A 26,171-nucleotide genomic window follows, 5' to 3' on the forward strand; every position below is an offset into this window, starting at 1 on the left:
CCCCCGCGGCGACCCGGCCCGTTACGCGTTTGCGGTGCACTGTCTGCGGCAAGGTAGGCTGTCGACTCGTCCTGGTCGCGTGAGCGGGGGGCGCAGGGGTGCGTAGCTCAGGGGTAGAGCGCCTGCCTTACAAGCAGGATGTCGGCGGTTCGAAACCGTCCGCGCCCACAGGTACTAAGTAGCAGGTCAGAGGCCCCTCGGCGTGATCGTCGGGGGGCCTCTCCTGTGGTCGAAGTCCACATAGAGTCCACAACGCCACGCGATCTTCCTCGTGTATCACCTGTTCGAGGTATTGATCATGCGGCGACAGTACGTAGAGTCGCTGTTTGACGAGGGCTGGTGCGTCTCCCCACGCGCGCCAGATGCGCGCTCGTTCTTTCCTGGGGTGTCGAGGCGGGGAGGCTTCACCCCCAGGCCGTGGCCCCCGTCGTACAGATCGACGGGGGCCACGCGAAAAACGTAGACGCCCTACCCGGGGTCATGGGGCAGGGCGCCAGCTCTGACCGAATCAGAGCTACTGCGTCCCCTTCGACGGATGCGCGTACATCGGCAGGGGACGCGGGCCCCCACCTCGCGATGAGGGCCGTCCAGGGTGCAGGTGCTTGTCATATGCACCGTGTCGGATCGTTGCCTCGGGCGCCCGTTCAAGGGCGGGCATTCACTCGAACGTGCGTCGTAATCGCACGACGGCTTGCGCCCGTGGCCGGATAGTGATCAGAAAATGTACGGTCGACGATACAGACAGTCGATCATGACCCGACCAGCGTTGAGCGGGTGCCGCCCGCCCCGCCGACGCCCCGAATCCTCGCCGCCCGGCGAGCCATCGGAGACCACATCAGGGCCGAGCGCCTGCACCAGAACCTCACCCAGGAGAAGCTCGCTGAACTGGCCGGCCTCGACCGGCAGGCGATCAACAGAATCGAGCAAGGTCACCAAGCGGCGGTCGTCGACAACCTGATTCGCATCGCCGACGCGCTGAAGGTTCCGCTCCGAGACCTGGTTTGAGTCGGGCGGCGGCGCCCCTTCGCGCGTCGCGCCGCCGCCCTCCTCCGCCCGCAGTCGCGAGTCTGCGGGCCGTTCGCAGGGGCGGCCCGTCGAGTCGACTGGACGAGGCCGCCCCCTCCGGCTCGGGTCCTTGCCGAGGTACGAGCCGGGTGTGGCCCGCCGCCGGGACGGGACTCACGGCGGCGGGGAACTACAGCGGCCGCCCGGAATGCAGGTTCCGAGCGACCGCGCTACCCGCCGCCGTTGCCCGCGGCCGCGGGAGTCTCTGGCAGCTACCGAAACCACAGCGCGGTGGGTCCGCCTTGTACCCCGCGCGCGGTCAGCAGTGGAGCGACCAGGCACACCTTGTGTAGTTCGACCAGCGTGCCCGGGCCGGATGCGCTGAAGACGGTCATTCTGTCGACCGGCTCGCCGGACCGGAGTGGTTGATCGCAGTGTGCGCAGAAGCGTGCGCCCTCGAAACTCATGACTCATCCGCGAGTTCGGTGAGAGCGGTCAGGCGCCGGGCGAGTTCGGCGAGCGTCAGGTACGCGCCCATCGGGCTCGGGCTGAGGCCTTTCCTCAGCTCTTCCTTCGCGTCGTGGATCGCCGTGTCACGGGCGTACCAGTCGCGTGTCCGAGGCGGCAGCGCATCCATCTGCGCCTGCACGATCGGCAGCAACCGGTGGATCTCCGCGCTGAGCCCGTAGCAGCACGCTTCACGCTCCGCCTTGTCCGGGTGTTCGCGGGCTGCCGAGAACGCGGCCTCTAACAGTTCGGGGATCGTGCGTTCCGGTGTGCCGGTGGGCGGGGTGGTGGTGGGCATGCGGGCCTCCGGCGTGGACGGGTTGGCTTTGATCTACGACCATCCTTCGCTCCCCGCAGTCGGGTGCGGGAGTGTGTGCAAGGGGCTGCCCGCGTTGGGCTGTTCACACACTGTGTGAAGCGGATCTCTCTACGCTTACAGCAGCGAAACCCCCGGGGGCACGACATGGAACCCAACACGCTGCTCGACGCGCTGCTCGCCGAGGCGGGGATGTCCCGCAAAGGGCTGGCCGCCTACATCAACGCGGCCGCGGCCGCGCGAGGACGGACGATGAAGTACGACCACAGCTCAGTGATTCGCTGGCTCAAGGGCGAGCGCCCGCGCGGCGTCGTGCCGGACCTCATTGCCGAGATCCTCGGACGCCGTCTCGGCCGCACAGTCACCCTCGACGACCTCGGCATGGGCGCACAGAACGCGCAGCCGGTCAGCGCACCGCTGGACGGCTTCCTCGGCAAGGCGACCGCACTGTGGCGCGGCGACCATCAGCACCGCGAGGATCTGCAAACGGCGCCGGTCATCACCGGACTGCCTGCGGTCGGGCCCGTGTGGGAGTGGGAGAACCCGCCAGAAGACCGAGACGTGAGCAGCAGGGGCGCGATCCAGGTGGGTCTCCCCGATGTTGAGCAGCTGCGCACGGCCCGCTCCCACTACGAGCAGATGTACCGCAAGGCCGGCGGTGTCGCCACGCGCGGCCGCGTGCTCCGGTTCCTTGTGCAGGACACGGCGCCGCTCATGCGCGGCACCTACACCGACCGCACCGGCCGCGAGCTGCACCGCGCTGTCGGCGGGCTCGTCGCCGTCGCCGGGATCTGTGCGTACGACTCGAACGCGCAAGGCCTCGCGCAGCGCTACTACCACCAGGCGCTCCGCCTCGCGAAGGCGTCCGGGGACCGGGCGTTCGGCGGGTACGTGATCGCGCTGCTCGTGAATCACAGCCTCTTCCTTGGCGAGCACCGTCAAGCCGTCGCGTTCGCCGAGGCCGGACTACGGGCCGCAGGGCACGCCATCTCACCGGCCCTCGCCTGTGACCTGAACGCGATGCAGGCGAAGGCGTTCTCAAGGATGGGCGATCATGCCGGGGCGCGTCAGGCCATGCGGCAGGCCGAACTTGCCGCCGGGCTGATCCGGCCCGACGAGGAGCCCGCCGAGACGGGCTATGTGCAGCCCGGCCTCCTGGAGAACGCGCTCGCCGACACCCTCATGCGGCTCGGTGACACCGGGCCCGCCCAGCGGTACGCGGCCGAGGCCGTCGAGATCCAGGCCCATGCCCGCGGCCGCGTCCACCGCCTCGCCACCCTCGCCGACTGCGAACTCCGCGCCGGCGCCGTTGACCTGGCGGGCGGGACCGCCGAGCGGATGCTCGACACCGTGCAGGGCATGGAGTCCCACCGGTTGTATGACCGTCTTGCCGGGGTTCGCCGCAGCCTCGCAGCCACCCGCAGCACCAGCGTTCGGGACGTCGTCGCCCGCATCGACGACACCCTCCGCATCCCGCTGTAGCCGGTGTGGTCGGATGGATGCTGTCCCCGACGAGAGGAATCCCGTGTCCGTGTGGCGCACCCTGTCCGAGCGCACCGTGTACGAGAACCGGTGGTGCACCGTGAACATGGCGGACGTCGAGCTACCCGACGGCCGGCACCTCGATCACACCGTCATCCGGCTCCGTCCGGTCGCCGTGGCCACCGTTGTCAACGACGCCAACGAGGTGCTGCTCCTGTGGCGGCACCGGTTCATCACCGACGCGTGGGGCTACGAGCTGCCGTCCGGCGGGACCGGCGAGGGTGAGGACGTAGCGGCGGCAGCGGCCCGGGAGTTCGAGGAAGAGACCGGGTGGCGGCCGGGCCCGATGCGGCTGCTCCTCGCCGTCGACCCGATGCCGGGTATCTCGACATCCCACCATCGTGTGTACGTGTCCGACTCGGCCGTCCAGGTCCGCGAAGTCCCGGAGGATGACTTCGAGTCGTCGCGCCGCGAGTGGGTGCCGCTGGCCAAGGTCCCAGCGCTGATTGCGAGCGGTGAGATCCGGTCGGCGAACGCAGTCGCTGCGCTGCTCATGCTGCACGCGCAGCGGCTCGGCGGCGTCCAGGCATGACGAAACGGCCCCCACCGCCCCGGCAAGGGGCGGCAGGGGCGTAGCGGAGCGCGCTTGTCCAGTTATCCTCTGGTCGAGATCCAGCGAAGGAGGCTACGGTCCTGCCCGTGTCCGCCACCGCCGACGAGCTGAACGAGCAGATCCGGCAACTCATGCTGCGCTCGGGCGGTTTCCTGTCCACAGAGCAGCGCACCGAGTACGAGCAGCTCGTCACCGCGTGGGCGCACGCCGTCCGCGCCGAAGCGCATACTGCCGACGCTGAGGATCAAGCGCCGCCGCCAGCGGAGGAACGCTCTCCCCAGGACCCGGCTGCTCCGGGGGAGATACCCCGGTCTTGCGGCACACCAGAGCGTCAGGATCGTCGGGCGGTACCTGCCAGCTGTAGCCGTCAGGGCACTCGGTCGTCCCGTCTCGACCGTCCTTCCCATCAGTCCCGTTCGTCCCGTCCCGCCCGGCAGGACCAGGCGGCCCGGACGGGCCAGGCACCGTAGAGTCCGCACCCGCCGGACCCGACACAGTCGAATCCGCGCCCGGTACGCCCTGCTCCCCACGCGCACCCTGCTCACCCTTCGCCCCAGGAGACGGCGTGAGCGTCGGCGCAGGCTTACCGGACGGACCGCGCTCCCCGCGCGGGCCCGACACCACCACCGGCACCCGCACCCGATCCGGCAGATCCTCGACGGCCGAGGACGGATCCGGAGCCGCCGGCGTCCCGCCCTTCGCCTTGATCTGCGTCCGCAGGATCCGTACATCCTCGGCCAGCGTCGTGACCGCATTCCCGCGCCGTACGGCCTCCGCCCCGTACGCATCCGCGCGGCGGGCCTCCGCATCGATCCGCAGCCAGACCAGAACCACCGCCCCGGACAGGACGAGAAGGACCGCGGTCAGCATGAGGGAGCGCCAGCGGCGGGCGAGCAGCGGCTCTGTGTGGCGTCCACTCACGTCGGTTGGCCTCCCAGGTCAGCGAGTTCGCGGCGTAGTCGGCTGTTCTCGTCGGAGAGGGCCGAGATTTCTGTGAGGAGCCGCGCCTTCTCAGCGCGCTCACTGGCCAGTTCGGCGTAGGCCGCCGCGAGTTTGACCTCGTTCTCGGCGAGCTGCGAGCGGAGCTTGTCGCGCTCTTCCTGGAGGTTGTCCACCAGCGAGCTGTAGCCGCCGAGCACGGCCCCGGACTGGTTCGCCCTGTTGGCGCCTCGCTGGCCGATCAGGGAGGCCGTGGCCACCGCGAGCCCGACGACGATGGTTCCGACGGCGCCGAGCGTCGCAGCGTCCACGTACTGCCTCCATCACGGTCGTGCGGGTTACAGGCTGGTCGGGCCGCGCGGGGTGTCCGGCGTCGCCACGGTCTCGGTGATGCCGGGGCCGGTGGTGCCGCCGCTCGTCCCGATCGCGGTCAGCAGCGCGGCCACCGCGGCGAGTCCGCCCACGGACAGCGCGGACCCCCAGTCGACATCGAGGAGGCCGAGGCCGTCCCCGCTGACGAGCGCCAATTCCGCCTGCGCGAAGGTGCGGATCATCCGCTCGGCGGTGGCCTTCCAGAAGGCAGCAGTCATCATGCTCGGTACCTCAGTTCTTCGGGTCGACGTCCAGGCGGACGGTCACGGATTCGATGGCGTCGGTGATGCGCTGCACCAGCGCGTCCACGTCGACCGCGTCGTCCCGGTCGGCGAGGGCCTGGACGAGCGTTTTGATCGTGGCGGCCTGCGCGGTGACGGTGGTCTCGGTCGACCGGACGCGGTTTGCGATGTCGGAGAGCACCGACACGGCAGCCCACGTCGGGTTCGTCTTGATGGTGGTCGACGTCTTGGGCGCGGGGACGGCATCCGTCTTCCACACCGCGTCGTAGATGTCCTGCTTGCTCAGTCCCGCCAAGGGGTCCTCCTCCACGTCAGTACCAGCCGCCCACGCGCGGAATTCGCTCGCGGACAGGTAGGCGATGGATCGATCGATGGGCTGGCTGGTGAACTGCCAGATGAGCGGCGTCCGCCCGGAAGCTTTCGGCTGCGCGGCAGCCTCGGCCCTGCTGTACGCGGCAGCGCCCCACGGGTACGCCGGGTACCAGAGCGGCAGCCCCGCGGGCACGCGTCCGGCCGCGATGTCATCGCCGCTCGTGTAGATCCCGACGCGCTGCCCCGGGAATGCCTCCTGCACGAGGGCGACCCAGCGGGCCACCCACGCCTTGATCTGCGCGGCCGTACGCCCGGCGTAGTTCCGGCCGTCGCTGTAGCGCTCCAAGTCGAGCCAGTGCGTGAAGCCCTTCCCGGCGTACGGCCGGACGGCGCTGATGTAGTTCGACGCCTCCCGCGCGGCGTCCTGGTTCGGCCACGCGAAGTGGTAGGCGCCCGGCACTAGGCCCGCGGCCTTGATGCCCTTGATGTGGGTGGCGAACCGGGCATCGTGCGTCTGCTGCCCCTCGGACGCCTTGGCGAAGGCGAAGACGATGCCCTCCCTCGCATGAGCAGCCCAGTCCTGAGCGCCCTGGTAGGAGGACACGTCGATGCCGCGGCAGGTGGCCATCAGCGGTCGTCCGCACCGGCGCGCGCGATCGCCGCGTTCGCCCAGAACATGACCTCTTCCAGCTTGGTCACGACGAGCGCCTTCTCACGGCCCTCCGGGAGCCGCTCGTTCATCTCGTCGGCGAGCCGTCGGCACGCCTGCCGGACGCTCGTGTGCTCGTCGCGCTTCTCCTGCGTCGTCGCAGCGTGGAAGGCGAACCGGTGCTCGATGTCAGCGGGTTGCATGGGTCTCCAGACATGAGAAAGGCCCCGGCCGGACGGCTCGGGGCAGGGGCGGAACGGGCTCAGGTGGCGGGCTTGATCAGGAGATCCCGCATCGCGAGGTCCACCGTGGTGCCGCCGGACCCGTACTTGATGTGCATGCACCTCGCGTAGTACGTCGCCCCTGGCGTCAGACCGGTCACCATCGTTTCGTTGCCGTAGGTGGCGTAGTCGCCGGGCGACGCGGTGCCCGGCGAGGCCACGCCCCGGAACACCGTCGGCGCCACTACCTGGGTTCCGGAGCCGCTGGTACCCAGGAACACCTCGACCGTCACCGCGACGCGGTCAGAGTTCGCAGCGTCGTTCCTCATGCTCGCGCCCACCTTGATACACACGCGGCCCGTCGTCGGCGCCGTGAACGTCACGCCCACCTCGGGCGAACCGACGGAGTAGCTCGTGGAAGCGATGTTCGTCTGCGCCGTGGTGTCCTGCACGTACACCGTCGGCGGGGCATCCAGCGCGTTCACGCGGCTGCCCGCGGTCAGATCAGGCACACGGCCCTCCTTCGTTTACAGGGCCCGCACCGCGGGCTGGAACAGGCCGACAGCGGCTCCCGAACTCTGCGCCTTCGCGATGCCGTTGACGGAGCGGACCACAGTCATGGTCTGCGGCGAGCTGGCCCCGGTGACACCGGTGACGCGCATCCGCTCCCCACCGACGAGGATGTCGAAGGGGAAGTCGGAGGCGGTCGTGGTCCACAGCGGGCCGGACGTCGTCGCCACGGACAGGGACGTGGCCGTCGCCGATACGCCGGCCGCGAGCGCGCTGCCCCCGCTGTCCCTGCGCGCGCTCCCGTATACGCCGACCGTCCACGGCCCGGCCGGTGAGCAGGCGAACCGAATGGCCCACGTGCGGGGCAGCAGCGTCTCCGACCAGCCGTCCACCCGCAGCAGGATGTCGCCCGTCGCCACCCAGGTGGGGACGTCGGTGATGCGGATGACGTCGCCGACCCGGAGCGCGAGGACGGCGTCGATCAGCTCGGGGTGCCGGTGCAGTAGGAGGGTGATCTCCGGGTAGCGGTCCTCGTCCCACGTGCCGAGGTGGAGCATCCACCCGGCGACCAGCTCGGTTTGCCCGTCCGTGTACAGGTTGAGGGTGGTGGAGTCGTCGTACATGCCGATCCCGGCCGGGGGTGGCTGCACGGACAGGCGGCCCGAGGTGAGGGCGGCGCGGGCTGATGAGCCGCCCTCGCGGACCACCGTGCGGTCGTTGCGGACCTCGTCGTCCTCGACGGGCTCGAACGGCGGGCTCAGCGACCCGAACGGCAGCGTCAGGGCCGGAGTCTGGCTGTAGAGGCTGGCCCGGGTCCGGTACCACAGCGAGGCGCTGCCCTGGTCCTCGCCGAACACGCCGCCGTCGGCAGCTGCCGCGTCGGCCAGCAGCGTCAGCAGATCCGATGGCCGCTGCGGTCCCACGCGCAGGGTGTCAGCCGCCGCACCCGTGATTTGCAGGGGTGCGGATTCTTCCTGGCACAGCCGGATCATGCGGGCCGCCGCCGACTCCCCGTTGAATCCGTGGTCGCCATCGTTGAAGGCATAGGTGTCCGCGGTCGGGAAGACGGCGAGGTGCCCGATCGTGGCGCTCGACAGATCCCCCGAGTAGGGGCCGGGATCGATGACGCCGGAGATACGGCCGACGCTGCCGGTGTACGAGTTGGAACTGGCCAGACTGCCGGCCCCGACGAAAACCCAGGCGATGGTGTAGGTGACCGTGTTGCCGCTCTGTGTGGCGAACAGTTTCCATCGGGTCCATCTGCCGAAGATCTGCGGCAGTACGGACAGGATGTAGGTCACCTCCACGTCGTTGTCGCCGTAGCCATGCAGGTCGACGCCGCCCGCAGTGATCATGAGCCGCCAGCGTTTGACCGTGCCCGTGGACAGCCATTGCAGGATGGTCCGTGGCGCTGGCGGTGGACTGTCGATGAAGCACACGAACTCGGTGTGCCACTCTGCGGCGGCGCCCGCCGGAGGGGTCGGTACGAGCCCGGACAGAGTCGCGCCGCCCTGCACCTGCGGCAGGGCCTTCGAGCCGGGCAGGGTGTCGGTGGCGGCCATACGGAACCCGCTCACATTCAGCGGCCGCACGCCCGCGATCGGACTCGCGGCCTGCGTTGCGTTCTCGCCCTCCTCCATCGGCCAGTACGCGATCGGGCCCTGCGAGGGCAGGCGGCGCCGCAGCGTCGACTCCAAGGGCTTCTGCCCTTGGCTGTAGCGGCGCAGGACTCCGGCGGCCTCGACCTGCACCCACGCCATCGCGGCGGACGGCGTCCACTGGCGGGGCCACGAGGAGATCTCGCCCACGAACCTTGGGCGCCGGTTGGTGATCTCGGTGTCGAAACCGACCGTCCAGGTACGGCCGGCAGGGTCTGTGAACGTCGTCGTCCCCGGCGTGAGGATAGTGAAATTGGGGTTGGCCACGACGGTGCCGCCGATGCCGTTACGCAGTTCGAAGCGGGTCACCCGGCCGCTGGCGCTGGGAAACCCCACGTCGCCCCAGCCGTCTCCGGCGCGGACCGGGGCCGAGCTGTTGAAGATGCTGGTCGTGCCGGAGGTGACGACGGGGGCGCCGAGCTGCGTCCAGGGCCCTGCCATGGAGGGGGCGGTGTAGAAGACGACGGTGTGCCCGCTGGCGCCGTTGTTGACGTCCAGGGTGGCCCGCACGGCAAGCGTCGGTGACGGCATGGTCAGCAGCTCGGTGGAGTCCCGGAAGGTGAACGCGGTGCCGTCGGTGGACCAGCGCAGCCGCAGCCGCTGATCGGTCATCATCAGCATCCATGAGCGCTGGTTCCCGGAGCCAAGGCCCTTGCCGCACAGTTCGACGGTTCCGGCGGCGAGCCAGTTGTCGAGGGTTGCCTCGAAGCGGATGTCGATGTCCCCGACGATGTCGAGGGCCGCCGTGTCCGGGGTGGAAGCCCCGGTGTTACCGAAGCCGGTGCCGTTCACGGCCAGGTAGGTCGGACCGTGGTGCAGGGACATGCGGACGGGCGTGTTGCGGCCGATGAAGCCGTAGTAGGGGCCCATCGGGTTGCGGGGCGAGTACTTGCCGCCCGCGTTGTTGATCCGCATGGGCATGGTGGCGGGCTCGGCGACAACGCCCCGATTGCGGATGCCGCGCGAGTGGACGATCGGATCCGAGGTCTTCACGTCCTTGGTGATGTCGACCCACACCGAGCCGGTCTTGATCTCCACCCGTAGCGGCAGCGCATCTTCCGGGAACGCCACGTCTACCCCCTCCCGAGTACGAACTGGACGTTGCCGCCCTTGCTGGCGATCGCCTTGCGGAGCTCGCCGATGAGGAACTCGGAGTACGCCGACCCGTCCGACCGGAGCGTCACCACAGAACTGCCGCCCCCGCCGCTCACCGTGCCGCCGGCCACCGCGGCACCGACGGTCGACGCCATCGACGCGGACGGCGACGGAGTGTCGACCAAGTTCGCCATGGTCTTGTCGAGGACGCCGGAATGCTGCTCGACGCCCTGCGCGATACCGGCCGGGATCCACCGGCCGATCTGGTCGGCCATCACCCGGGACGGTGACGCGATGCCCAGCGCTCGCGCGATCGGGCCAGGAACCATGGACCTCGCGAAGCCCATCAGGCTGTCGCGGAGCCATCCGCCCATCGAGCGGACGCCGTTGTACAGGCCGCGGACGATGTCCTGGCCCTTCCCGTACAGCAGCGAGCCGAGCGACCCCATGCCGCGAGCCGCCCGGCCTGGGAGGCCGCGGACCCACGAGACGAACTCGTCGCCCTTGCGGCGGGCGCCGTCCTTGAACCGCTGCCAGCTGGTGGACGCGATGGTGGAGAGAGTCGACCCGAGCGAGGAGAGGGCCCTCGTCGTGCGCCCGGGCAGGCCGCTCACGTACTGCACGAGGGACGCGAACTGGCGGCCGAGCGGCCCGGAGATGTATCGGGACCAGAGTCCGCCGAACCATCGGCTGATGGCCCCGCCGAGCTTGCTGAGCTGGCCGGGGATGCCCTCGACGAGGCCCCGCCCGAGGTTTACGAGGATCATGCCGACGGCGGCGATCAGGGCGCCTGCGATGAGGAGCGGGAGCGCCGCCAGGCCGATGATGATGGCCCCGGCAATCAGGCTGATCTTGAACATTTTGTCGGGGTTTGCGGCCATCCATGCACCCATGGACTGGCCGAGGCTCATGAGGCCCTCGACCGCCCGAGGCGCGAGAGCCTTGATCTTCTCCACGATCTTCGGGCCGAGGAGCCCAAAGAACGCGATGATCCGGTCGACTCCCTGCTGCCCACCCTTGCCCGCGTCGGCCCACATGGTGCCGAACGCGCCGCTGATGACCGACTTGAAGTTCGTGATCGACGGGATCACGTAGGTGCCGAGGAAGTCCACGACCCCCTGCTGAATACCGCGGCGGAACTGCTCGACCTTCGTGCCCGCATTGTCCCGGAGCGCGTCGCCGAGCCCGTCTGCGGCGCCCGCGGTGTCGCCCATGCTCTTGGACGCCTTGCCCAAGTTCAGGGAGAAGAGGGCGGCGCCCAAGTCCTCACCCGGGCCACCGAACAGCGCCGAGATGATCTGCTTGGCCTCCGCCGAGTCCGGTCCCAGCTTCTGGATCTTCTCCAGGATCAGGCCCATCGCCTTCTCGCCGCGCGCTCCGCCCGCCGCGACGTCGTCCGCCGTCTGCTGCGCGCTGAGACCAAGCTGCTCCAGCGCGGTGACGCTGCCCGTGGACATGTCCGTCGCGCGGATTCCCAGCTCTTTGAAGGCGTCCGCGATCTTGTCGGTGTCCTTCGACCAGCCACCCTTGATCGCCTGCCGGATCAGGCCCATTGCGGTCTGCCCGGAGATACCCGCGCTCTTGAAGATCGGCCCGTACTCGACGAACGTCTCCATCACGTCCTCGGCCGCGATACCAAGGCCACGCGAGCCCTTGGTGAGGATGTCAAACGCTTCCTTGCCGTTCCGGGCCAGGCCGTTGCGCACCATCGACCCGGCCGCCTGCGCGGCCTGCCCGACATCGACCTCCATGATGTTGGCGAGGTCCGCCGCGTTCGTCGCAATCGATTCGATCTGCTGGTTCGTCGCCTTCGGCGGGATCAGGCCTGACGACGCCACGGCCTTGATCGCGTCCGCGGCGCCCTGGAAGTCCTCGGTGACGGCATCAGCGAACAGGCGGCCCGCGATGTGCCCGTACCGCTGCATCTCTGGACCGGTGGTGCCGAGCTGCGCCCCGAGCCGTCCGACGATGCGGGACTGGTCCATCGCCTCGGCCATGCCCTGCATCAGCATCGCGCCGGCCGCCGCCCCCACCGAGGCGAGTGCCAGCTTCCCGGCGAGGCCTTCGCGGATGTTGCCCGCGAGTTCCCCGATGCCGGACGAGGCGCGGCCGCGCATGCGCTGCATGAACGACTCGCCGCCGGTGTCGCCCGCGTCGCCCGCAGCGTCGCCGACGTCCGGGGCGGCGCGGCGGACACCGTCGCCGAGGCCCTCCCCGGCCTGCTGTCCGGCAGTCATCATGTGGCGGCGCAGGTCCCGCGTGCCCTGGGTTGCTCCCTGGGTGGCGCCGTCACCGAGCTGCTGTCCCGCCTGCTGTCCTGCGGTTTGCATGTCGCGGCGCAGATCCCGCAGCCCCTGCGTGGCGCCCTGCGTGATGCCGTCGCCGAGCTGCTGCCCGGCCTGCTGCCCGGCCCGGCCCGCGTCGTCGCCCATCTGCTGTCCGCCGCGCTGCATGAGCCGCTCAGCGTCGCGGAGCCCGTCACCGACGCCGGACGCGTCGAGGGTGATGAGCCCGGTCAGTTCGCCGACGGTGAGCGCCACGGCTACCTCCTGGGGGTGCTGGGGGACGGTTCAGGAGGCGCGAAGTGCCGCGAGACCCGGGAGTCGGCGGAGAGGAGCCCGTACAGGCGGATGAGGAACCAGCGCCACGTGCGCTCGCGCATGACGCCAGAGGACAGGTCGAGGCCGTACACCTCGTGCATGTCGGCCTCGACGAGCGGCCACTGTTCGAGCAGGGCGACGCGGGTTACCTGCGTCCCTGCCTGCCGCGTCCGCCGCGGCGTGAGGCCGCCTTCGTACCATTCGTAGAGCCCCGTTTCGGGGTCGAGTTCGCCGCAGCCGACGCCGAGGAGGCGCGTTGCTGCGACCGTCGATCCGCCCGATTCGGGGCTAGGAGAGAAGGGTCGCCGGCCGAGTTCCAGTACTGCTCGGCCCGGTCACGGTCCTGGGTGATCCACACCATCGCCGTCAACGCGACGTGCTTGAACAGCGTCCACTCGACGTGTTTGAGAATCTCGTCGTGCATCTCGCCGAGCGACAGTCGGTAGATGTGCCGCTCGTCCTCGTCGTTCAGGACTTCCTCGTCACCGGGTGAGCCGCCGAGGGCGAGGCGGGCGGCGGCCATGGTGAGCATCTCAACGCGGAGCCCGTCCTCGGCCGGGGGCGAGGGGATGCGGAAGCGGCGCTCCTCGCCGTCGCGGCAGGGCACGGGCAGGATGAGCGCGTCGTCGAGGAACCGGCTGAGCGGCTTGAACTCCTCGGCCATCAGGGAGTTTCCTCCGCGAGCGGGTTGTCGATCGGGGTGAGCGGACCGTCCCCGGTGAACGTGATCTCGACCTGACCGAGGTCGGTGGTCTCGCCGCCAGACTCCTCCCACGTGGGGATGGCGTGGCCCTCGTAGGCCTCGGGGAGGCCGTTGCGGTCCATGTAGCGCAGGTGGACCAGGTTGGCGGAGCCGTAGGCGAAGTGGGCGAGCCTGATCGCCTCGTGAACGGGGTTGAAGACCTTCACCTGGTCGTTGGTCTTCCGGTTGATCGTGACGCCGAGTTCCCAGCTCTGGCCGGTCTTCGTGTTCCCCGCCCAGCCGTCGGAGTCGTAGTCCGAACTGTCCTCGATGTTCGGCTCCGACGCGGGCTGGAACTCCGTGATTCCCGGGCAGAGTTTCCAGTCCGGTGTCGCGGTCGTGCCGACGTTGACCTCCAGCCGCCACCGGCGGGCCAGAGCGGTGACGTTTGTCTCCACAGGTGTGGACATGAGTGCTCCTATTCGTGCTGGAAGGGGCCCGGCCGTACGGTCCGGAAGTAGAAGTTGCTGGTCAGCTCCATGCGGCCGTGCGCGTCCTGCCCGATCCACGCCTGCGACTGCCGCCACGACAGCGCCACGTGCACGCCGCCCGCGGTGTAGTGCTCGCGCATGTGCAGGACGTCCCGCACCAGATCGGCGAGATCGTCCACCGCTGTCGTGTCGCGGCCCGCCCGCATGCGGAACTGCACTCCGGTCGTGGTGTCGGTCAGGCCGGTGTCCTCGACCGGATAGGCGGTCAGGCCGATCGCCCGGTCCGGCGCCGTCGGCAGGACACCGAGGAAGATCCCCGTCTCCGGATCGCTGATCACCGCATCGGGCCGGAAGACACCGACGCCGGCTCCAGCGAGGAGACCGGTGACGCCGTCAAGGAGGTTGCTCGTGTAGCTCACCGCAGCGCCCGCCTGATCTCGGCGGCGATGATCCGCTGCACCGGGCCGCGGTTCGCGTTGAGCGGCTGCTCCAGGTACTTGGCCTGGCGCCCGGGCGCGTGCTGGAAGTCGAGTTCCTCATGCTGCCGGACGGCGTACCGGGTGTCGTAGGAGACAGCGGCAGTGAGGTCGCCCTCGTCGACTGTCGCGGTCCCGGAACGCTGGAGTTCGCCCTCGTCGAGGGGGACGACGTCCTGTGATTCGGTGAGGACGTGTTCGGCGGCGAGTTGCAGGCCGTGTGCTGCCGCTTGGCGGATGGCCCGTTCGGCGGGAGCTCCGTTGAAGTGGAGGCGGAAGGTGAGCGCCACGGCGTCCCCCTTCTACTGGAGTTGAATCTCGACGTGGTCGGGCGTGGGGAGTCCGCCGCCGTCGCGGGGCAGTGCGGCGATGACGGTGGTGGTGCGGCCGGAGGGCAGCGTCACGCGGGACAGTGGCGGCACGTCGGTGCCGGGCTTGGCGTACGCCGTGGACGAGGAGGTGACCTCCTCGCCGCCGGGCGTACGGACCGCGCGGGTCTGCTCGTCGACAAAGCAGCGCACCGAGACCGGCGGCCCGTACAGGGGGCCGGTGCTGGAGTCGCCGAGGTACGGCTCGACGGTGATGCGGTGCCGGAGCAGCCAGCCGGGCACCGCGCTCACCACGTCACCGCTACAGCGCCGATGACGATCTTGTCGTGCAGGTGCGGGGCCTGGAGTTCGTCCCACACCTGCGGGGCGATCTGCCGGGCCGCCGAGTCCTCGCCGGACACCGACGTCACCGACCGGCCGAGACTGACCGAGCCGATCGACACCGACCCATAGCCGACGCCGGCCGCGCCCGTACTGTCGCCGATCTCGCCCCACCAGGCGACCTGCGCGCACACAGCCCGGCTGATTGCTGCCGCGACGTCCGGATCAGTGGGCAGGCCCGCCGTGTCGACGTCGTATCGGCAGTAGGCCAGGACCCTGGCGTCGAGCATCCGGGACGCGGACGCCAGGAGCCGCTCCGCGTCGTCGGGCGCGGCCGTGCCGAGATAGTCGGCCAGGTCCGTGACGGTCGCGTACACGGGTGCGGGCATCCCTCGCACCTCCCCTGCTGACATGCGTGAGGGAGGCCACGGTGGGCCTCCCTCGTACGCGGCGGGCTGGTCAGGCGGACGATTCGCCGTACTTGGCGATCAGCATGTCCTTGGTCAGCCCCGGGATCTCCTCCCGCTCCTGATCGGACACGGCACGCTTCTCGGCGTAGGAGACCCACTCGTCCTTGGACGCGGACTTGGCGGGCGGGTCCCCGGCCTCCTCCTGCTGCGCCTTGAACTCGGCCTCCGTCTCGGCCTGCGGGCTGTCCGGGTCGGTCGGCGCCGTACCAGGGGATGCCTGCGGGCGGGTGAGGACGCCGTCCCGCTCGACGGGCGCGTCGGCCTTCTCGTCCTTGCCGAGGCGCTCCCAGTTCGGCAGCATCTCCAGGCGAGCGTCCTTCTGGCTGCGCTCGACGACGTCGCCGGTGTTGTGGTTGCGGTAACGGATCATGCGGCGTCAGCTCCCTTGATGATGACGGCACGGTTGGCGTCGAGGGTCTTCGTGCCGTAGAGGCAGTCGACGCTGACCACGGTCTGCTTGTACTTGATGTCGTAGTCGTAGACGACGCGCAGGGCGAACCCCTTGTAGTTCATGATCGTGGCGTCCTGCGCGCCCGGAGGAACCTCCAGCGTGCGGGTGACCAGCGCGAACGCGGTCCGGTGGAACGCCACGCTCTCCTCGGTGGTCGGCTGACCGGCCGCCGGGGTCGCGGCCGGGCCCGCGATGTTCTGCGACATGTACGGCGTGAAGCCGGACGCGTTCGCGCCGAACTGCGCCTCCGTCAGACCGACGGTGCTGCCGCGCTCGTTCGAGGCGCGCCAGATCTTCTCCGCCATCCACCGCGCCTTGGTGCGCGGGCCGACCACGACGTTGCGGTCCGCCTGCGGCACGTTCTTCGTGTCCAGGAGCGCACCAGCCTCGATGAGGACACGCGAGTCAGACCACGGGTACTCGCCGTCGGGGTAGTTGTAGTCCTCGCCGGCTGTGTTCTCCGAGACCTCACCGACGACCTGGGAGACGTCGTTGCGCAGCGCGAGGAGGTCGCGGTCGATCTTCTGCGCGACCGCCTCCATGGCCGGGTCGAGGAGCTGCTCGCCGAAGTCGTCGATCTCCAGGTTGAGCTGCTCGGTCGTGACGGTGAACGACACGTCGGGCAGGTGGTTCAGGACCACCGCGATACCGGACTCGGTCGCGTTCTGGGGGACGATGCCGGTCGTCCGGTTGAACTCGTTGGCCGTGAAGACGGCGGGCTTGCGGACGGTGATCGTGTCACCGACACGGCCCGCGAAATCCGCCTCGTAGTCGCGGTGGACGAGCTGCGCCATGTGCGTGGACTCGTACAGGGTGGCCAGCGCACGGCGGGCAATGGTGTCAGGGGAAAGGAACGTGTTGGCCATGGGGCCCTCTCTCTACGGGGTCAGCCGCCGCGGTTCTTCCGTCGTTTCTCGCGGTGGGCTTCGATGGAGTCGTCGTTGCGGCCGCGACCCCCGGTGCCGCCGGAGAAGTCGCTGCTGCTGCGCGCGGGCGCCTGGCTCGCGGCCTTGAGCTTGGGGTTGTCCTCGGCCGCCTTCTTCATGGCGGCCGTCACTGCCTTCGCGAACCCGTCGTCGGCCGGATCGAGATCCGTGATCGACGCCATGAACGCCCGGCTGTCGGTGATCGCGTCCGGGTCGACGCCCGCCTTGGCCGCACCCCGGTACACCGCGAGTTCGAGAGCAGTCGACCGATGCGCGGCCGTCGCCTTCTCGATCTGCGCGGTAAGCGCGGCAGGGTCCGGCGGCGCGTCCTTGTCGTCCTTGATCAGGCCGAGTGCCTTGCCGAGTTCCTGCACGATCTCCGTGCGGGCCTCGTCAGCCGCGGCCTTCTTCGCGGACGTACGCGCCTTCGCGGCCTCTCCGTTCGCCGTCTTCAAGTCCTTCTGGAGCCGGGCGATCGTCGCGGCCGGGTCCTCGTCCGCGGGCTTCCGCGCCGGGGCCTTGGGCTTGGGCTTGTCGTCCTTGCCCGCCCCGTCGTCCGAGTCGTCATCGCCGGTCCCGCCGGCGTCGGCGTCTCCCGCGTCGTCCGCCCCGTCGTCACCTGTGTCGCCGCTGTCGGATCCGGAGTCGTCTCCGTCCCCGCCGTCGGCGTACAGGTACGGGTCGAAAGGGCCCGTGGCGTAGGGGTGAGCCCATCCGGTGCTGAGGCGCTGGCGGGCGAGGGTTCGCTTGTTCATGCGTGCACTCCTGGTGCGCGTAGGGAAAGGCCCCGCGCCTGGCGGGGGTTGTGCAATCCGGCCCGCGCCTGGCGGGCGGAAGTCCTTTGTCAGTGCGTGGCAGTACGGTGCGGGAATGCCAGTTGAGATAGAGCGAGTCCCCGGTAGCTGCCGCCGCTGCAATGGGCCCATGAGTCGCAAAGTGATCGTTCGGGGCTCTTGGGGCGGCCCCGACATTCGGAAGCCGTCGGCGCCGTACTGCGCGAACGGCTGCACCCGTCAGCAACTCGATGCCTGGGACCGCGAACACGCCGAACAGCCCGACGCCTGATCAACGAGCCGTTGCAACCTGTTCGCGGCGGCTCTTGCGGGGCAGCCCGGTGTCTGCGGTTAGCTCGCGGATGCGGGCCTGGTAGGCGCGAACCTTCGCGTTGGCCGCACGCCGCTGGTCGTCGTCGAGGGCGACCGCAGCGTGTCGCTTCCACTTGCGGACCTGACGCTCGAGATAGCGCTGCTTCTGCGTGTCCTCGTAGGTGCCGCGTGACGCCTGTTCCTTCGGGACGCGGGAGAGGCCGGGGAGGTAAGCGGAGACGTTGTGACGGCAGCTAAGTTGGGGTGCAGAAGACCTGCACCCCGCGCCTCCTCCAATGTCCCGGCCACGCGCACGGTGACCATCTCGCCGTCATCGGTGGCGTGCTCAACCTGCACATCCCGTGCCCCGGGCGCGCCCGTGCGGGCGAGGATCTTCCGCTCCCACGGCCTGCACACCGGGCACTCCTCCGGCGCCTGCGACACGATCACCAACTCGACACCGGCCGCGCCGAGCCGGTCCGTGTGCGCCTCGATCGCGGCCCGGCCCACCGCCGAGCGGGTCGCCATCTCGACGTACGACCGCAGATCCCACGCCCGCCCCGCCCGGTCCACGAATCCGGTGACGCCACGGGTGGCAAACTGGTCGAGCGCGGACTGCGCGGCCTGCCGCCGGGTCTGCGCACCGAGCAGCGGCGCCGCCGCAGCGTGAGCGACCACGTCGCGGTACACGTCCATCGTCTGCCGCAGCATCCGCAGATGCACTGGCCCCGTGTCGCCGATCAGCGCGGCCGCGAGCCGGTCCACAGCCTGTGTCCCCGCGGGGATGGCGGCCACGGTCGGAGCGAGCGCGCCGAGCTCGACCACGGCGGCCTGCGCGCCACGGTCGTACGCCTCAGCCACCGCACCCTGGATCGCCCCGGCCGAGTTGGCCTGGAGTGCGGCGATGACGTCCTCGATCGCGGTCTGAAGGTGGCCGACCGCCGAGAGCTTCAGCTGGACCCAGATAGGGCTGTCGATGCCTTCGACGAGCGCCTGCTGGACTCGCTCCAGGAGGACGCCCTGCGCGGCTTCGTACAGGTCCGCGATGGCGGTGGCGAGATCCTCGGCCATGGCCGGTGAGACGGGCACGGTGCGTACCCCCTTACGGCATGGCTCCGGACTGGAACGGATCCTCGACGGTCCGCCCGGACTCGGCGTTGATGCGGGCGACCTCGGCCGCCACCATGGCCTCGTCCCACTCGGGGTGGCCCATGCGGACGAGAGTGTCGGTAGACGCTGCCTGCGCCCGGCGCAGCACGTCCGCCGTGTTGGCCAGGCTGAGCGGGTCCTCCTGGACGGAATCCTCGAACTCGACCGTCGGCCGCTGCGGTCGGATGCCGCCGCCGAACACGTACGCGTCGACCGCGAGGAGCGCCTCGACAGCGTGCGCGAGCGCCGGGCGCCACCGCAGGATCTTCCGGCCACGCGTCGTCATGCTGCGGCGTTCCTTGGCCACGGTCTCCGTCGCGGTGACGGCGATGTCCCCGCCGAGCCCGAACGTCTGCCCGCTGTACCCGGCCGAGCGGAGGATCTGGTTCACGAGATCTTCGGCCGTGTCCCGGTGCTCCTGCACCCGGATCTGGAACTGCGCCACCGTGAGCTGAAGGCCGGTGTCACCGCGGGCCAGCATCTCCAGGCCCGCGTAGGCCTCCCGGTCCGGGTTCCATGCGGCGCCGCGTCCCGGGCCGCTCGACTGGAGGTAGGCGTTCGGGACGAGGATGCGGCCCTTGCCGAGGCGGATGTCCCGCATCCACGACGAGTACGTCTCGTCGAGCGCGTCCATGAGCGGCTCGACACCGTCAAGGTCGGAGCGGCCGAGGTCGGCGAGGCGGGGCTTGCACCGCCAGCGGCGGGACACCTGATTCGGGATGTACGAGACGTCGAGCCCTTGGTACCCGGTCTTGATCGCACCCTCGTCGGAGACGATCGACGCGTACCCCTCGGTGGCTTCGCTGTCTTCCAGCGGCACCGGCCGGCCGAGCTTTTCCCGCGTCCCTTGGTACAGGCCGTGGAGGATGGCGCCGGGCTCGTGCCGTTCCAGGTGGCGCCACACCTGCCCGTCTTCCTCGCGCACGACGCGCCAGAAGGTGACGGCGGACAGGCGGCCCCACGTGAACTCGGGGACGGCCCTGTCGGCGTGCTCGGCGACGAGCCACGGCCGGTCTGCGATCTCGATGTCGTAGACGGGCCGCAGGTACACGCCGCCGAGCGCGGCGCCGACCTCGGCCGCGGTCTGGAGGGTGGCGAGCATCCCGTCATCGGTGAGGAGGTCGAGCCGGGTCTGTGTCGTGTCGTCGTCAACGGTGAGCTTGGGCGGCTCGGAGAACAGGAGGTCGGCGCTTCCGCCGCACAGGTCGCCTGCGATCGGCACGTGCATCTTGGTGCGGCGCTCGCCGGGGCCGGTCGGAGTGCCCCACCACCAGCGGGCGAGCCTGCCGACGACGCCGCCCGAGTACTGCATGCGTTTCGGGTCGGGGCCGCCGCCGGTGCTGCCGCCGTAGAGGGTCTCCAGCCGGTCGGGGTCGCCGGACCACCAGGAGTCCCAGGTGTGCATGGCGTCGAGGGCGGGGTTGAGGTGTGGGGGCGGCCAGGCGATGTCCCCCGTGGGCAGCGGCATCAGGCAGCCACCTCCAATCGCGTCGGTAGATAGGGGCGCCACAGGGCCTCGGTCGTACGGACGCCGTAGCGCAGCGCGTCACAGGAGTGGTCGTCCTGCTTGATCGGCTTGTCGTCGCCCTTCTCAGCGGCGTCGTCGTCCCAGGAGTAACCGGGGATCTCCTCGATCAGCCCGGCGGCCGAGGGATGGATCCGCAGCCGGTCGCCCGCGAAGAGCGAGCTGACTGTACGGATCCCGTCGACGACCGCGTTGTCCGCGGCCGTCACACCACTCACGCCGTCGCGGTGCAGCTGCTCGATGTACGACGCCGCCGACGGGTCGACGATCGTCCACTCCGGCTGCACCCCGAGCACGTTCGTCTGCGGCTGCGCTACCGACGCCAGCCAGCGGCGCCGGGCCGCGCTGTACTCGGTGTCGGTCATCTTCCGCCGCTCAACCCGCGAGTCCCACCGGTACTCCGACACCACGTACAGCCGTTGGTCCGAGCCGAGCCCGATCAGCAGGTCGGCGTACGGGTTCGTCGTGCCGTAGTCGATCGCGTCGCACAGCCAGCGGTCGATCCTCGGCAGCTCGGTGACGACGTGCCTGGCGGGGTCGAAGCTTTCGTAGATCGCACCCTCGGCCTGCACCCAGTGCCCGAGGATGTTCCGCCGGTAGAACAGACCGGTGTACGTGGTCTTCAGGAAGGCCACATACTCCGCGTCGAGGTACGGATTGTCGTCCAGCGTGAACTGCCAACTCCGCAGCCCGGTCTCGGCTGGCCGCTTCAGGTACTCCTTGCGGAACCAGTGCGCTGGGTTGTCCGGGTTGGTCGTCGTGAAGATCCGTGCACCCTTGACGGAGCACCGCGCAACGAGCTGGTCGAAGAACAGCTTCGGAAGCGTGGTCGCCTCGTCCACGTAGGCCCCGGCACAGGTCATGCCGCGTACCTTCGGCTCGGCCTTCGCGTCGTTGGCGCCGAGGACGTGGACGATCCGCCCCATGATGTAGGCGATCGGTGCGCCCGGGTTGTACGAGACCTGCTTCGCGAGCGGGCCGAAGATCTCCGGGTTGGTCAGCGGCTGGATGACGTTGCGGTACAGCGAGTCGCGGGTGCGGCCCACCATCACCAGCTCGCCGCCGGTCGGCGCTTCGGCCACGAAGGCGAGCCAGCAGATCAGCGAGGCGATCGTCTTCCCGGAACGAACACTGCCTTCCCAGGCGTTGATGCGCGCCTCTGCCTCGACGACAGAGATGATCTGCTTCCGGGACAGCGGCAGCGCATCAAGGAGACTCACCTGCCGCCTCCTCGCTGGCGGCCTCCTCGCTGGTGGCCTCGTCGTACGCCGCCTTCAGCCCTGCCATCAGCTGGCCGAGCATGGAGCGAGCGTCTCCGGCCCCGTTGTCGTCGCTCGGTGGGATGAGCTTCAGGGACTTCTCGATGGCCACGTTCGCGGCGGCCATGAGGTTGCGCTTGTCGGCGGACGGCGCCTCATCGAAGTGCTTCTCGCGGTAGACGTTGTCCTTCCCACCGAAGCTGAAGGCGACGGTGGGCGCCCACATCTGCTCCGTGAGCCGCTCGGCGTCGCCCTGAAGGGCCTCAGCGAGGACGGCCCGGCGGGCGGCGAGTTGAGCGACGCGGTGCCGGGTGGCGTCCTCGGTCATGGTGACGTCGAACTCCAGGCCCTCCTCGGCACAGATAAGGGACACGGTGCGCTGCGACCGCTGAGTGGCTCGGGCGATCTCGTTGCGGCCGAGGCCTTCCCCGTGGAGGCGGATGATCTCGGCGCGTTCCTCGTCACCGACGAGGCCCCCCTTGGAGACCTTCGGCTTCGTCATCGGGGCCTCCTCAGGACATGCAAAAGCCCGGCCGCATCGGCGTACGGCCGGGCTCGAATCTGCGGGTCAGACCTCGCAGAACTTCAGGTTCTTCAGGGCCTCGTTGATCTGCTTGCCCTGTGCCTCTGTCGTCGTCACGTCCTTGTACGTGAAGCGCTGCGACGCCGTCCAGTCCTGTCGCTTGCCCCCGCCGTTGATCGCGCTGCACTGGTTCACGGCCGCATCGACGGCCTTGTCCTCGTACTTCACGATGTCCGGGTTGACCGCGCTGAGGGCCTTCAGCAGGTTGGTGCGCTTCGCCCCGGTCGGGTCCTGCGGCATGCCGGCGGCCTTCCGAGCGGAACTCCAGTCGGGTGACGGAGCCTTGGTAGCCGTCTCTTTGGGCTTGGCGTCGACGGTGTTGTCGCTCGTGCAGGCGGTGAGCGTAAGGGCCGCAGCGGCGAGCAGAACGGCGATGGCGTGGCGATGACGCATGGTCCCCCCAAGGACTTGAGCTGAGGGGCCATCATCGGTGATGTGTGAGGGAAGGGTGTGCTCCTGTGGCCAACCTGTGACGGTTGCTGTTTTCGGGCACGCCAAATCTGCGGCCCAGTGTGGGGCATGATCAGCCGGAACGTCAAGCAAGGTTGAGGTTCACGCGCGGACGGCGTGCCACTCCCCGTCTTCGCTCAAGAGCATCGTCACCCCGCAGCGCCCGCATAGGCCGTGGGCCCGGGTGTCACCGAAGTCCGTTGTCTCCACAGGGTCGTGCTCGAAGCAGGTGCCGGCGCGGCGCAGGGCGATAGTGAGCGCGGCCGCCGTCCCGGGCTCGGGCGCGATGCCGAGGAGGTCGTGCTCGAGAACGGCGATCCGTACGCGGTCCGCGCGCGGGCGGACGGGCACGGAGGCTGAGCCTCGCGGCCAGAGCTTCATGCGTCAGTCCTCTCCAACGAAGCCGGCCCCGCCGCACCGGGGGGTGTGCAACGGGGCCGGGTACCGAATGCTACTGGCGGCGCCCAAGGGCGCGGGGCGTCCCGTGCTGCTCGCGCATGACGGTGTTCGACTTCTCGGCGTACTCGGCGCGCTGCTCGGGGGTCCAGTCGCTCACGTTCTTCGGCAGCTTGTCCACCGTGGCGGACAGGGCCTGCTCCGAAGGGGTACGGGGGCGGGTCTCCGTCTCGGACGTGGTCTGGCCGCGGTTCCAAAATGCCATGATGGCGGTCCTGTCTCGTGTTCGGGATGGGGAACCGGGGCGGTCGGTCAGCTGCCAGGCGGGCGACCGCCCCGGGATGCGCGTCAGGCGGTCTCGGGCGGTGTGCCCTGGCTCATCTCGGTCAGGTTCTCCTCGAACGTGCCGGGCCCTTCGAGGAGGGCGTGCATGGTGATCTCGGCGGCGCCTTCGGGATTGCCTGCTTCAACGGCGGCCTTGGCGGCGGCGCGCTGGTCATCGAGGAACGACATGTGGACTCCTGTTCTGTAGACGGTGGGCGGGTGGCGGTCAGTCCTGCGGGCCGAAGGGGACGGTCATCGAGGCCTCGGTCATGTCCCGCAGCTCGGTGCCGTCGGTCTGCCGGGTCTCGAAACGGGCGATCGCCTCGCGCCGCAGGCGGTCGGTCTCGGCTCGGTCGCCGCGCTGCCGGGCGGCGATGTAGTCCCGGACGGATTGGTGCTCGGTCTCCATGGCGGACCCCTTCCAGTCGTGCCAGAGCACCCGTGTGTGCTCCGGCTTCTCCTTGCTCGGCAGAGTCGTGAACGTGTTGTTGCTGTTGTTGTTGGCGGTCTGACCTGCGGCAACAACGGCGAGATCTTCGGGGGCCGGGACGAGAGCGGGGTGGATGGCGTCGCCGCCCTTCACGCCGGTCGACGTGCCCCGGCCCTGCATCCGCACCGCCTCGACGGGGACCTGGTGCTTGTCCAACTCCTCCCGGACGCGCTCCGGGGTGGTGCCGATGTCGGCAGCGAGAGCGGCCAGATGGGCGTGCGGTGTGCCGATCCGCGCGAGGGCGATCCGGAGGTCGGACAGGATCGGCCGGGGCGGGTCGGCGGGGGCTGCCCCGGCGGCGGGCTCGGCCTTCTCCTGGGCGCCGTCGGCGGCGGGCTGCTCGCCGTCCTTCTCCTCGGCCTTGGCCTCCGGTTCGGCCTCCGGTTCGGCCTGCGATTCGGCTGGCTCCGGGGGGATGGCCGGGCGCTTCGGCTTCCAGTCCTTGGCTCCGGCTCGGTAGGCGGAGACGATCCACCAGGCGGCCGCGGCCCACAGCAGCCAGGGCGTCTCGGCGTCCTCGATCCGGCGATACAGGCCGCCGCCGACAGCGGTGGCGATCTTCCGGACGATGAACGCAGCGGCGAGGAGCAGCGCGGCGCGCACCCACCACTCGAAGCCGCTCCCCTTGGCCAGCCAGTCGCGGCCGCCCTTCCAGATGCGGCGCGCGCGGTGCACGGTCCAGGTGGTGAGGTAGGTGGCGCGGCGGCCGGATCCGGTGGAGATGCGGCGGACGGCTGTGCGCAGCCACTGCACCGTGGTGGGGGCTGCTTTCATGTCAGCTTCCCCTCGGCGATGCTGCCGATCGCCCAGGCGCCGAACCCGTTGACGCCGGTCACGATCTGTTCGGCGATCATGGCGGCGGTGCCGGTGCTCACGCAGAGCAGGACGCCGACGAGGACGCCCTTCCACCACTTGCCGCGGACCGCTTTCGCGATGGTCTTGCGCAGGATCCACAGGGAGACGGCCAGGGCGGCGACGACGATGGCGCCGTACCCGTCGATGCGGGGGGCGGCGGCGGTGCCGAGGGTCTGGCTGGGGACACCGGTCGTCCAGCGCATGGCCATGTCGCCGACGGAGTTGCCGCCCCAGCGCAGGAACTGGGCGAGGGTGCCGAGGATTCCGGCGGGGCAGGCGATCATCAGGATGCCGCAGAAGATCCCGAAGCCGAGCGGGATCAGGGCCTTGGGGTCCTTGGCGCCGCCGCCTCCGCCAGCTGCGGGCGGGCCGCCGGCGGGCGCTTTGGCGCCGCCCTTGTGCCAGCGCCAGAGCTCGGTGCCGAGGAGGGCCAGGCCGAGGGCGAACCCGGCGGTGGAGATGGTCATGGTCGTGTACTGGCTGGCTGCGGCCAGGGTGACGGTGTTCATGCGGGTTTCACTCCGGTGAGGATCTGGACGGCGGTGGCGACCGGCAGGGCGAGGCCGGTGCCGATGACGGCGGCCCACAGGGCGAGGCGCGCGGCGGCGGCGCGCAGCTTCGGGGGCCACAGGTCGGGGTCGGCGCCCGCGGCCTCGACGCGGCGGACGTTGTCGATGAAGCCGAGGACGACGAGCGGGATCAGGGCCATGACCCAGGCCCCGGCGAGGGTGCCCTCCTCGCGCACCTTGGTGAGCAGCGCGGCCCATGGTCCGGCGACGGTGAGGGACAGGACGGCGAGCGCAATGTTGTAGCCGATGCGGACGCGCTGCCACCAGCGCGGAAGGGGCTCCGGATCCGGTACGGCCAGCCATCCGCCCTGGTCAACGGTCACGGTGACGTGGATGTCGACGGGCACGGGGGGCGGCGGTCCGGACGGTCCGGACCCGACGCTCCACCAGTCCGGCCCCGCCGGGGGAAAGGCCGGCGGCGCGGGAGGAGCGGGCGGTGGTGGCGAGGCGGGGGCGGGCAGCGGGGTGCCCGCTTTGTAGACGCCGGTCGGGGTGATCGGGCGGCGGGACGGTGTGCTCACCAGGCCACCCCCGTGCAGGCAAGGGCCAGGGCTGCGGTGCCAGCCCAGGCGGTGGCGATCCAGATGCGGCCGTCGTCGTACGCGTGGAGGGCCTCGGCGATTGCGGCGAGGGCGACGGCCAGGCCGAGCGGCGGGCAGAGGATCATCGCGGCGATGAGGCTGGCGGGCAGGACCAGGGTGACGCCGAGCCCCGCGGCGATGGCGAGCGGCCAGCCGCGTCCGCGTAGGAGCCATGCGGTGGCGACGCCGGGCGCGAGTCCGGCCAGGCAGATAGCGGCGAGCAGCAACATGACGGCGG

The 26,171-nt window shown here is 70.0% G+C and carries 33 protein-coding genes, 1 tRNA gene and 1 pseudogene; 4 read left to right on the forward strand and 31 right to left on the reverse strand.

The window, feature by feature from the left end; genetic code table 11:
- Positions 1-96: 96 nt before the first annotated feature.
- Both C1N81_RS30595 and C1N81_RS30600 read left to right on the forward strand, forming a co-directional pair.
- Positions 97-168, forward strand: a tRNA-Val gene (locus C1N81_RS30595).
- Between the two features lie 606 nt (positions 169-774).
- Positions 775-1,005 (forward strand): helix-turn-helix domain-containing protein, encoded by a 231-nt coding sequence (locus C1N81_RS30600; protein WP_394425538.1) that lies wholly within the window; start codon positions 775-777, stop codon positions 1,003-1,005.
- Positions 1,006-1,468: 463 nt separating this feature from the next.
- Here the strand turns inward: C1N81_RS30600 and C1N81_RS30605 are convergent, their stop codons facing one another.
- A complete protein-coding gene (locus C1N81_RS30605) occupies positions 1,469-1,810 on the reverse strand; it encodes a DUF6415 family natural product biosynthesis protein (RefSeq protein WP_394425540.1) in 342 nt (113 codons plus the stop codon).
- A 165-nt stretch (positions 1,811-1,975) separates the two neighbouring features.
- Here C1N81_RS30605 and C1N81_RS30610 point away from each other — a divergent pair, with 165 nt between their 5' ends.
- Both C1N81_RS30610 and C1N81_RS30615 read left to right on the forward strand, forming a co-directional pair.
- The gene (locus tag C1N81_RS30610; RefSeq protein ID WP_394425542.1) at positions 1,976-3,310 is read left to right on the forward strand and encodes a transcriptional regulator; all 1,335 of its coding nucleotides are present in this window, start codon (positions 1,976-1,978) and stop codon (positions 3,308-3,310) included.
- A 13-nt stretch (positions 3,311-3,323) separates the two neighbouring features.
- A complete protein-coding gene (locus tag C1N81_RS30615) occupies positions 3,324-3,902 on the forward strand; it encodes an NUDIX domain-containing protein (protein WP_394425544.1) in 579 nt (192 codons plus the stop codon).
- Positions 3,903-4,840: 938 nt separating this feature from the next.
- Here the strand turns inward: C1N81_RS30615 and C1N81_RS30620 are convergent.
- The 30 genes and pseudogenes from C1N81_RS30620 to C1N81_RS30765 all read right to left on the reverse strand — a co-directional run bounded on the left by C1N81_RS30620 (position 4,841) and on the right by C1N81_RS30765 (position 26,163).
- Complete coding sequence (locus tag C1N81_RS30620) at positions 4,841-5,173, reverse strand: hypothetical protein (protein ID WP_394425545.1); 333 nt, start codon at positions 5,171-5,173, stop codon at positions 4,841-4,843.
- A 27-nt stretch (positions 5,174-5,200) separates the two neighbouring features.
- The gene (locus C1N81_RS30625) at positions 5,201-5,455 is read right to left on the reverse strand and encodes a holin (RefSeq protein ID WP_394425546.1); all 255 of its coding nucleotides are present in this window, start codon (positions 5,453-5,455) and stop codon (positions 5,201-5,203) included.
- 10 nt (positions 5,456-5,465) lie between these two features.
- A complete protein-coding gene (locus tag C1N81_RS30630; RefSeq protein WP_394425548.1) occupies positions 5,466-6,416 on the reverse strand; it encodes a glycoside hydrolase family 25 protein in 951 nt (316 codons plus the stop codon).
- Complete coding sequence (locus tag C1N81_RS30635) at positions 6,416-6,640, reverse strand: Acb2/Tad1 domain-containing protein (protein WP_394425550.1); 225 nt, start codon at positions 6,638-6,640, stop codon at positions 6,416-6,418. The genes C1N81_RS30630 and C1N81_RS30635 overlap by 1 nt, the downstream gene beginning before the upstream one ends.
- A gap of 59 nt (positions 6,641-6,699) precedes the next feature.
- Complete coding sequence (locus C1N81_RS30640; protein WP_394425551.1) at positions 6,700-7,170, reverse strand: hypothetical protein; 471 nt, start codon at positions 7,168-7,170, stop codon at positions 6,700-6,702.
- Between the two features lie 15 nt (positions 7,171-7,185).
- Positions 7,186-9,897: a hypothetical protein gene (locus C1N81_RS30645; RefSeq protein WP_394425553.1), complete on the reverse strand. Its 2,712-nt coding sequence runs from the start codon at positions 9,895-9,897 to the stop codon at positions 7,186-7,188.
- Between the two features lie 2 nt (positions 9,898-9,899).
- Complete coding sequence (locus tag C1N81_RS30650) at positions 9,900-12,461, reverse strand: phage tail tape measure protein (protein WP_394434500.1); 2,562 nt, start codon at positions 12,459-12,461, stop codon at positions 9,900-9,902.
- Between the two features lie 2 nt (positions 12,462-12,463).
- Positions 12,464-12,622: a hypothetical protein gene (locus C1N81_RS30655; protein ID WP_394434502.1), complete on the reverse strand. Its 159-nt coding sequence runs from the start codon at positions 12,620-12,622 to the stop codon at positions 12,464-12,466.
- Between the two features lie 44 nt (positions 12,623-12,666).
- On the reverse strand, positions 12,667-13,185 hold the full coding sequence (locus C1N81_RS30660; protein WP_394434504.1) for a DUF7426 family protein: 519 nt from the start codon (positions 13,183-13,185) through the stop codon (positions 12,667-12,669).
- On the reverse strand, positions 13,185-13,673 hold the full coding sequence (locus tag C1N81_RS30665; RefSeq protein WP_394434506.1) for a phage tail tube protein: 489 nt from the start codon (positions 13,671-13,673) through the stop codon (positions 13,185-13,187). The genes C1N81_RS30660 and C1N81_RS30665 overlap by 1 nt, the downstream gene beginning before the upstream one ends.
- Positions 13,674-13,681: 8 nt before the next feature.
- Complete coding sequence (locus C1N81_RS30670; protein ID WP_394434508.1) at positions 13,682-14,113, reverse strand: minor capsid protein; 432 nt, start codon at positions 14,111-14,113, stop codon at positions 13,682-13,684.
- Positions 14,110-14,460: a minor capsid protein gene (locus tag C1N81_RS30675; RefSeq protein ID WP_394434510.1), complete on the reverse strand. Its 351-nt coding sequence runs from the start codon at positions 14,458-14,460 to the stop codon at positions 14,110-14,112. The genes C1N81_RS30670 and C1N81_RS30675 overlap by 4 nt, the downstream gene beginning before the upstream one ends.
- A 12-nt stretch (positions 14,461-14,472) precedes the next feature.
- Complete coding sequence (locus C1N81_RS30680; RefSeq protein WP_394434512.1) at positions 14,473-14,790, reverse strand: hypothetical protein; 318 nt, start codon at positions 14,788-14,790, stop codon at positions 14,473-14,475.
- On the reverse strand, positions 14,787-15,209 hold the full coding sequence (locus tag C1N81_RS30685) for a hypothetical protein (protein WP_394425564.1): 423 nt from the start codon (positions 15,207-15,209) through the stop codon (positions 14,787-14,789). Before C1N81_RS30685 ends, C1N81_RS30680 begins: the two co-directional genes overlap by 4 nt.
- 70 nt (positions 15,210-15,279) lie before the next feature.
- The gene (locus tag C1N81_RS30690) at positions 15,280-15,660 is read right to left on the reverse strand and encodes a hypothetical protein (protein WP_394434513.1); all 381 of its coding nucleotides are present in this window, start codon (positions 15,658-15,660) and stop codon (positions 15,280-15,282) included.
- The gene (locus C1N81_RS30695; protein WP_394434515.1) at positions 15,657-16,607 is read right to left on the reverse strand and encodes a P22 phage major capsid protein family protein; all 951 of its coding nucleotides are present in this window, start codon (positions 16,605-16,607) and stop codon (positions 15,657-15,659) included. The genes C1N81_RS30690 and C1N81_RS30695 overlap by 4 nt, the downstream gene beginning before the upstream one ends.
- A 20-nt stretch (positions 16,608-16,627) precedes the next feature.
- Complete coding sequence (locus C1N81_RS30700; protein ID WP_394434517.1) at positions 16,628-17,422, reverse strand: hypothetical protein; 795 nt, start codon at positions 17,420-17,422, stop codon at positions 16,628-16,630.
- Between the two features lie 310 nt (positions 17,423-17,732).
- Positions 17,733-18,050 carry a phage minor capsid protein gene (locus tag C1N81_RS30705; RefSeq protein WP_394438329.1) on the reverse strand — a complete coding sequence of 106 codons (318 nt, stop codon included), beginning with the start codon at positions 18,048-18,050 and terminating at the stop codon, positions 17,733-17,735.
- A gap of 20 nt (positions 18,051-18,070) precedes the next feature.
- Positions 18,071-18,823: pseudogene (locus C1N81_RS30710) on the reverse strand (phage minor capsid protein); the annotation flags it as partial.
- A 31-nt stretch (positions 18,824-18,854) separates the two neighbouring features.
- Positions 18,855-20,369 carry a phage portal protein gene (locus C1N81_RS30715; RefSeq protein WP_394434518.1) on the reverse strand — a complete coding sequence of 505 codons (1,515 nt, stop codon included), beginning with the start codon at positions 20,367-20,369 and terminating at the stop codon, positions 18,855-18,857.
- Positions 20,369-21,646 (reverse strand): PBSX family phage terminase large subunit, encoded by a 1,278-nt coding sequence (locus tag C1N81_RS30720; protein WP_394434520.1) that lies wholly within the window; start codon positions 21,644-21,646, stop codon positions 20,369-20,371. The genes C1N81_RS30715 and C1N81_RS30720 overlap by 1 nt, the downstream gene beginning before the upstream one ends.
- Complete coding sequence (locus C1N81_RS30725) at positions 21,633-22,187, reverse strand: helix-turn-helix domain-containing protein (protein WP_394434521.1); 555 nt, start codon at positions 22,185-22,187, stop codon at positions 21,633-21,635. The genes C1N81_RS30720 and C1N81_RS30725 overlap by 14 nt, the downstream gene beginning before the upstream one ends.
- Before the next feature lie 66 nt (positions 22,188-22,253).
- Entirely contained in the window at positions 22,254-22,661 is a 408-nt protein-coding gene (locus C1N81_RS30730; RefSeq protein WP_394434522.1) for a hypothetical protein, read from the reverse strand.
- 159 nt (positions 22,662-22,820) lie between these two features.
- On the reverse strand, positions 22,821-23,099 hold the full coding sequence (locus C1N81_RS30735) for a hypothetical protein (RefSeq protein WP_394434523.1): 279 nt from the start codon (positions 23,097-23,099) through the stop codon (positions 22,821-22,823).
- Positions 23,100-23,169: 70 nt separating this feature from the next.
- On the reverse strand, positions 23,170-23,379 hold the full coding sequence (locus C1N81_RS30740; RefSeq protein WP_394434525.1) for a hypothetical protein: 210 nt from the start codon (positions 23,377-23,379) through the stop codon (positions 23,170-23,172).
- Between the two features lie 83 nt (positions 23,380-23,462).
- Positions 23,463-23,627, reverse strand: coding sequence for a hypothetical protein (locus C1N81_RS30745; protein WP_394425456.1), 165 nt, complete (start codon positions 23,625-23,627; stop codon positions 23,463-23,465).
- Positions 23,628-23,664: 37 nt separating this feature from the next.
- A complete protein-coding gene (locus C1N81_RS30750) occupies positions 23,665-24,702 on the reverse strand; it encodes a hypothetical protein (RefSeq protein WP_394434526.1) in 1,038 nt (345 codons plus the stop codon).
- Positions 24,699-25,292, reverse strand: a complete 594-nt coding sequence (locus tag C1N81_RS30755; protein ID WP_394434527.1) for a hypothetical protein — start codon at positions 25,290-25,292, stop codon at positions 24,699-24,701. The genes C1N81_RS30750 and C1N81_RS30755 overlap by 4 nt, the downstream gene beginning before the upstream one ends.
- Positions 25,289-25,873, reverse strand: coding sequence for a hypothetical protein (locus tag C1N81_RS30760; RefSeq protein WP_394434528.1), 585 nt, complete (start codon positions 25,871-25,873; stop codon positions 25,289-25,291). Before C1N81_RS30760 ends, C1N81_RS30755 begins: the two co-directional genes overlap by 4 nt.
- On the reverse strand, positions 25,870-26,163 hold the full coding sequence (locus C1N81_RS30765; protein WP_394434529.1) for a hypothetical protein: 294 nt from the start codon (positions 26,161-26,163) through the stop codon (positions 25,870-25,872). Before C1N81_RS30765 ends, C1N81_RS30760 begins: the two co-directional genes overlap by 4 nt.
- Between the last annotated feature and the right edge of the window lie 8 nt (positions 26,164-26,171).

This window comes from Streptomyces sp. SGAir0957 (genome assembly GCF_043523415.1).

Bases quoted from the DNA above. Each gene is read 5' to 3' on its own strand.
- C1N81_RS30655 (WP_394434502.1), bottom strand. From the start codon at position 12,622: ATGCACGAGGTGTACGGCCTCGACCTGTCCTCTGGCGTCATGCGCGAG.
- C1N81_RS30625 (WP_394425546.1), bottom strand. From the start codon at position 5,455: ATGATGACTGCTGCCTTCTGGAAGGCCACCGCCGAGCGGATGATCCGC.
- C1N81_RS30615 (WP_394425544.1), top strand. From the start codon at position 3,324: ATGGATGCTGTCCCCGACGAGAGGAATCCCGTGTCCGTGTGGCGCACC.
- C1N81_RS30605 (WP_394425540.1), bottom strand. From the start codon at position 1,810: ATGCCCACCACCACCCCGCCCACCGGCACACCGGAACGCACGATCCCC.
- C1N81_RS30730 (WP_394434522.1), bottom strand. From the start codon at position 22,661: ATGCGTCATCGCCACGCCATCGCCGTTCTGCTCGCCGCTGCGGCCCTT.
- C1N81_RS30715 (WP_394434518.1), bottom strand. From the start codon at position 20,369: ATGCCGCTGCCCACGGGGGACATCGCCTGGCCGCCCCCACACCTCAAC.
- C1N81_RS30700 (WP_394434517.1), bottom strand. From the start codon at position 17,422: ATGAACAAGCGAACCCTCGCCCGCCAGCGCCTCAGCACCGGATGGGCT.
- C1N81_RS30745 (WP_394425456.1), bottom strand. From the start codon at position 23,627: ATGTCGTTCCTCGATGACCAGCGCGCCGCCGCCAAGGCCGCCGTTGAA.
- C1N81_RS30750 (WP_394434526.1), bottom strand. From the start codon at position 24,702: ATGAAAGCAGCCCCCACCACGGTGCAGTGGCTGCGCACAGCCGTCCGC.
- C1N81_RS30685 (WP_394425564.1), bottom strand. From the start codon at position 15,209: ATGCCCGCACCCGTGTACGCGACCGTCACGGACCTGGCCGACTATCTC.
- C1N81_RS30690 (WP_394434513.1), bottom strand. From the start codon at position 15,660: ATGATCCGTTACCGCAACCACAACACCGGCGACGTCGTCGAGCGCAGC.
- C1N81_RS30630 (WP_394425548.1), bottom strand. From the start codon at position 6,416: ATGGCCACCTGCCGCGGCATCGACGTGTCCTCCTACCAGGGCGCTCAG.
- C1N81_RS30735 (WP_394434523.1), bottom strand. From the start codon at position 23,099: ATGAAGCTCTGGCCGCGAGGCTCAGCCTCCGTGCCCGTCCGCCCGCGC.
- C1N81_RS30665 (WP_394434506.1), bottom strand. From the start codon at position 13,673: ATGTCCACACCTGTGGAGACAAACGTCACCGCTCTGGCCCGCCGGTGG.
- C1N81_RS30695 (WP_394434515.1), bottom strand. From the start codon at position 16,607: ATGGCCAACACGTTCCTTTCCCCTGACACCATTGCCCGCCGTGCGCTG.
- C1N81_RS30725 (WP_394434521.1), bottom strand. From the start codon at position 22,187: ATGACGAAGCCGAAGGTCTCCAAGGGGGGCCTCGTCGGTGACGAGGAA.
- C1N81_RS30755 (WP_394434527.1), bottom strand. From the start codon at position 25,292: ATGAACACCGTCACCCTGGCCGCAGCCAGCCAGTACACGACCATGACC.
- C1N81_RS30660 (WP_394434504.1), bottom strand. From the start codon at position 13,185: ATGGCCGAGGAGTTCAAGCCGCTCAGCCGGTTCCTCGACGACGCGCTC.
- C1N81_RS30740 (WP_394434525.1), bottom strand. From the start codon at position 23,379: ATGGCATTTTGGAACCGCGGCCAGACCACGTCCGAGACGGAGACCCGC.
- C1N81_RS30610 (WP_394425542.1), top strand. From the start codon at position 1,976: ATGGAACCCAACACGCTGCTCGACGCGCTGCTCGCCGAGGCGGGGATG.
- C1N81_RS30635 (WP_394425550.1), bottom strand. From the start codon at position 6,640: ATGCAACCCGCTGACATCGAGCACCGGTTCGCCTTCCACGCTGCGACG.
- C1N81_RS30765 (WP_394434529.1), bottom strand. From the start codon at position 26,163: ATGTTGCTGCTCGCCGCTATCTGCCTGGCCGGACTCGCGCCCGGCGTC.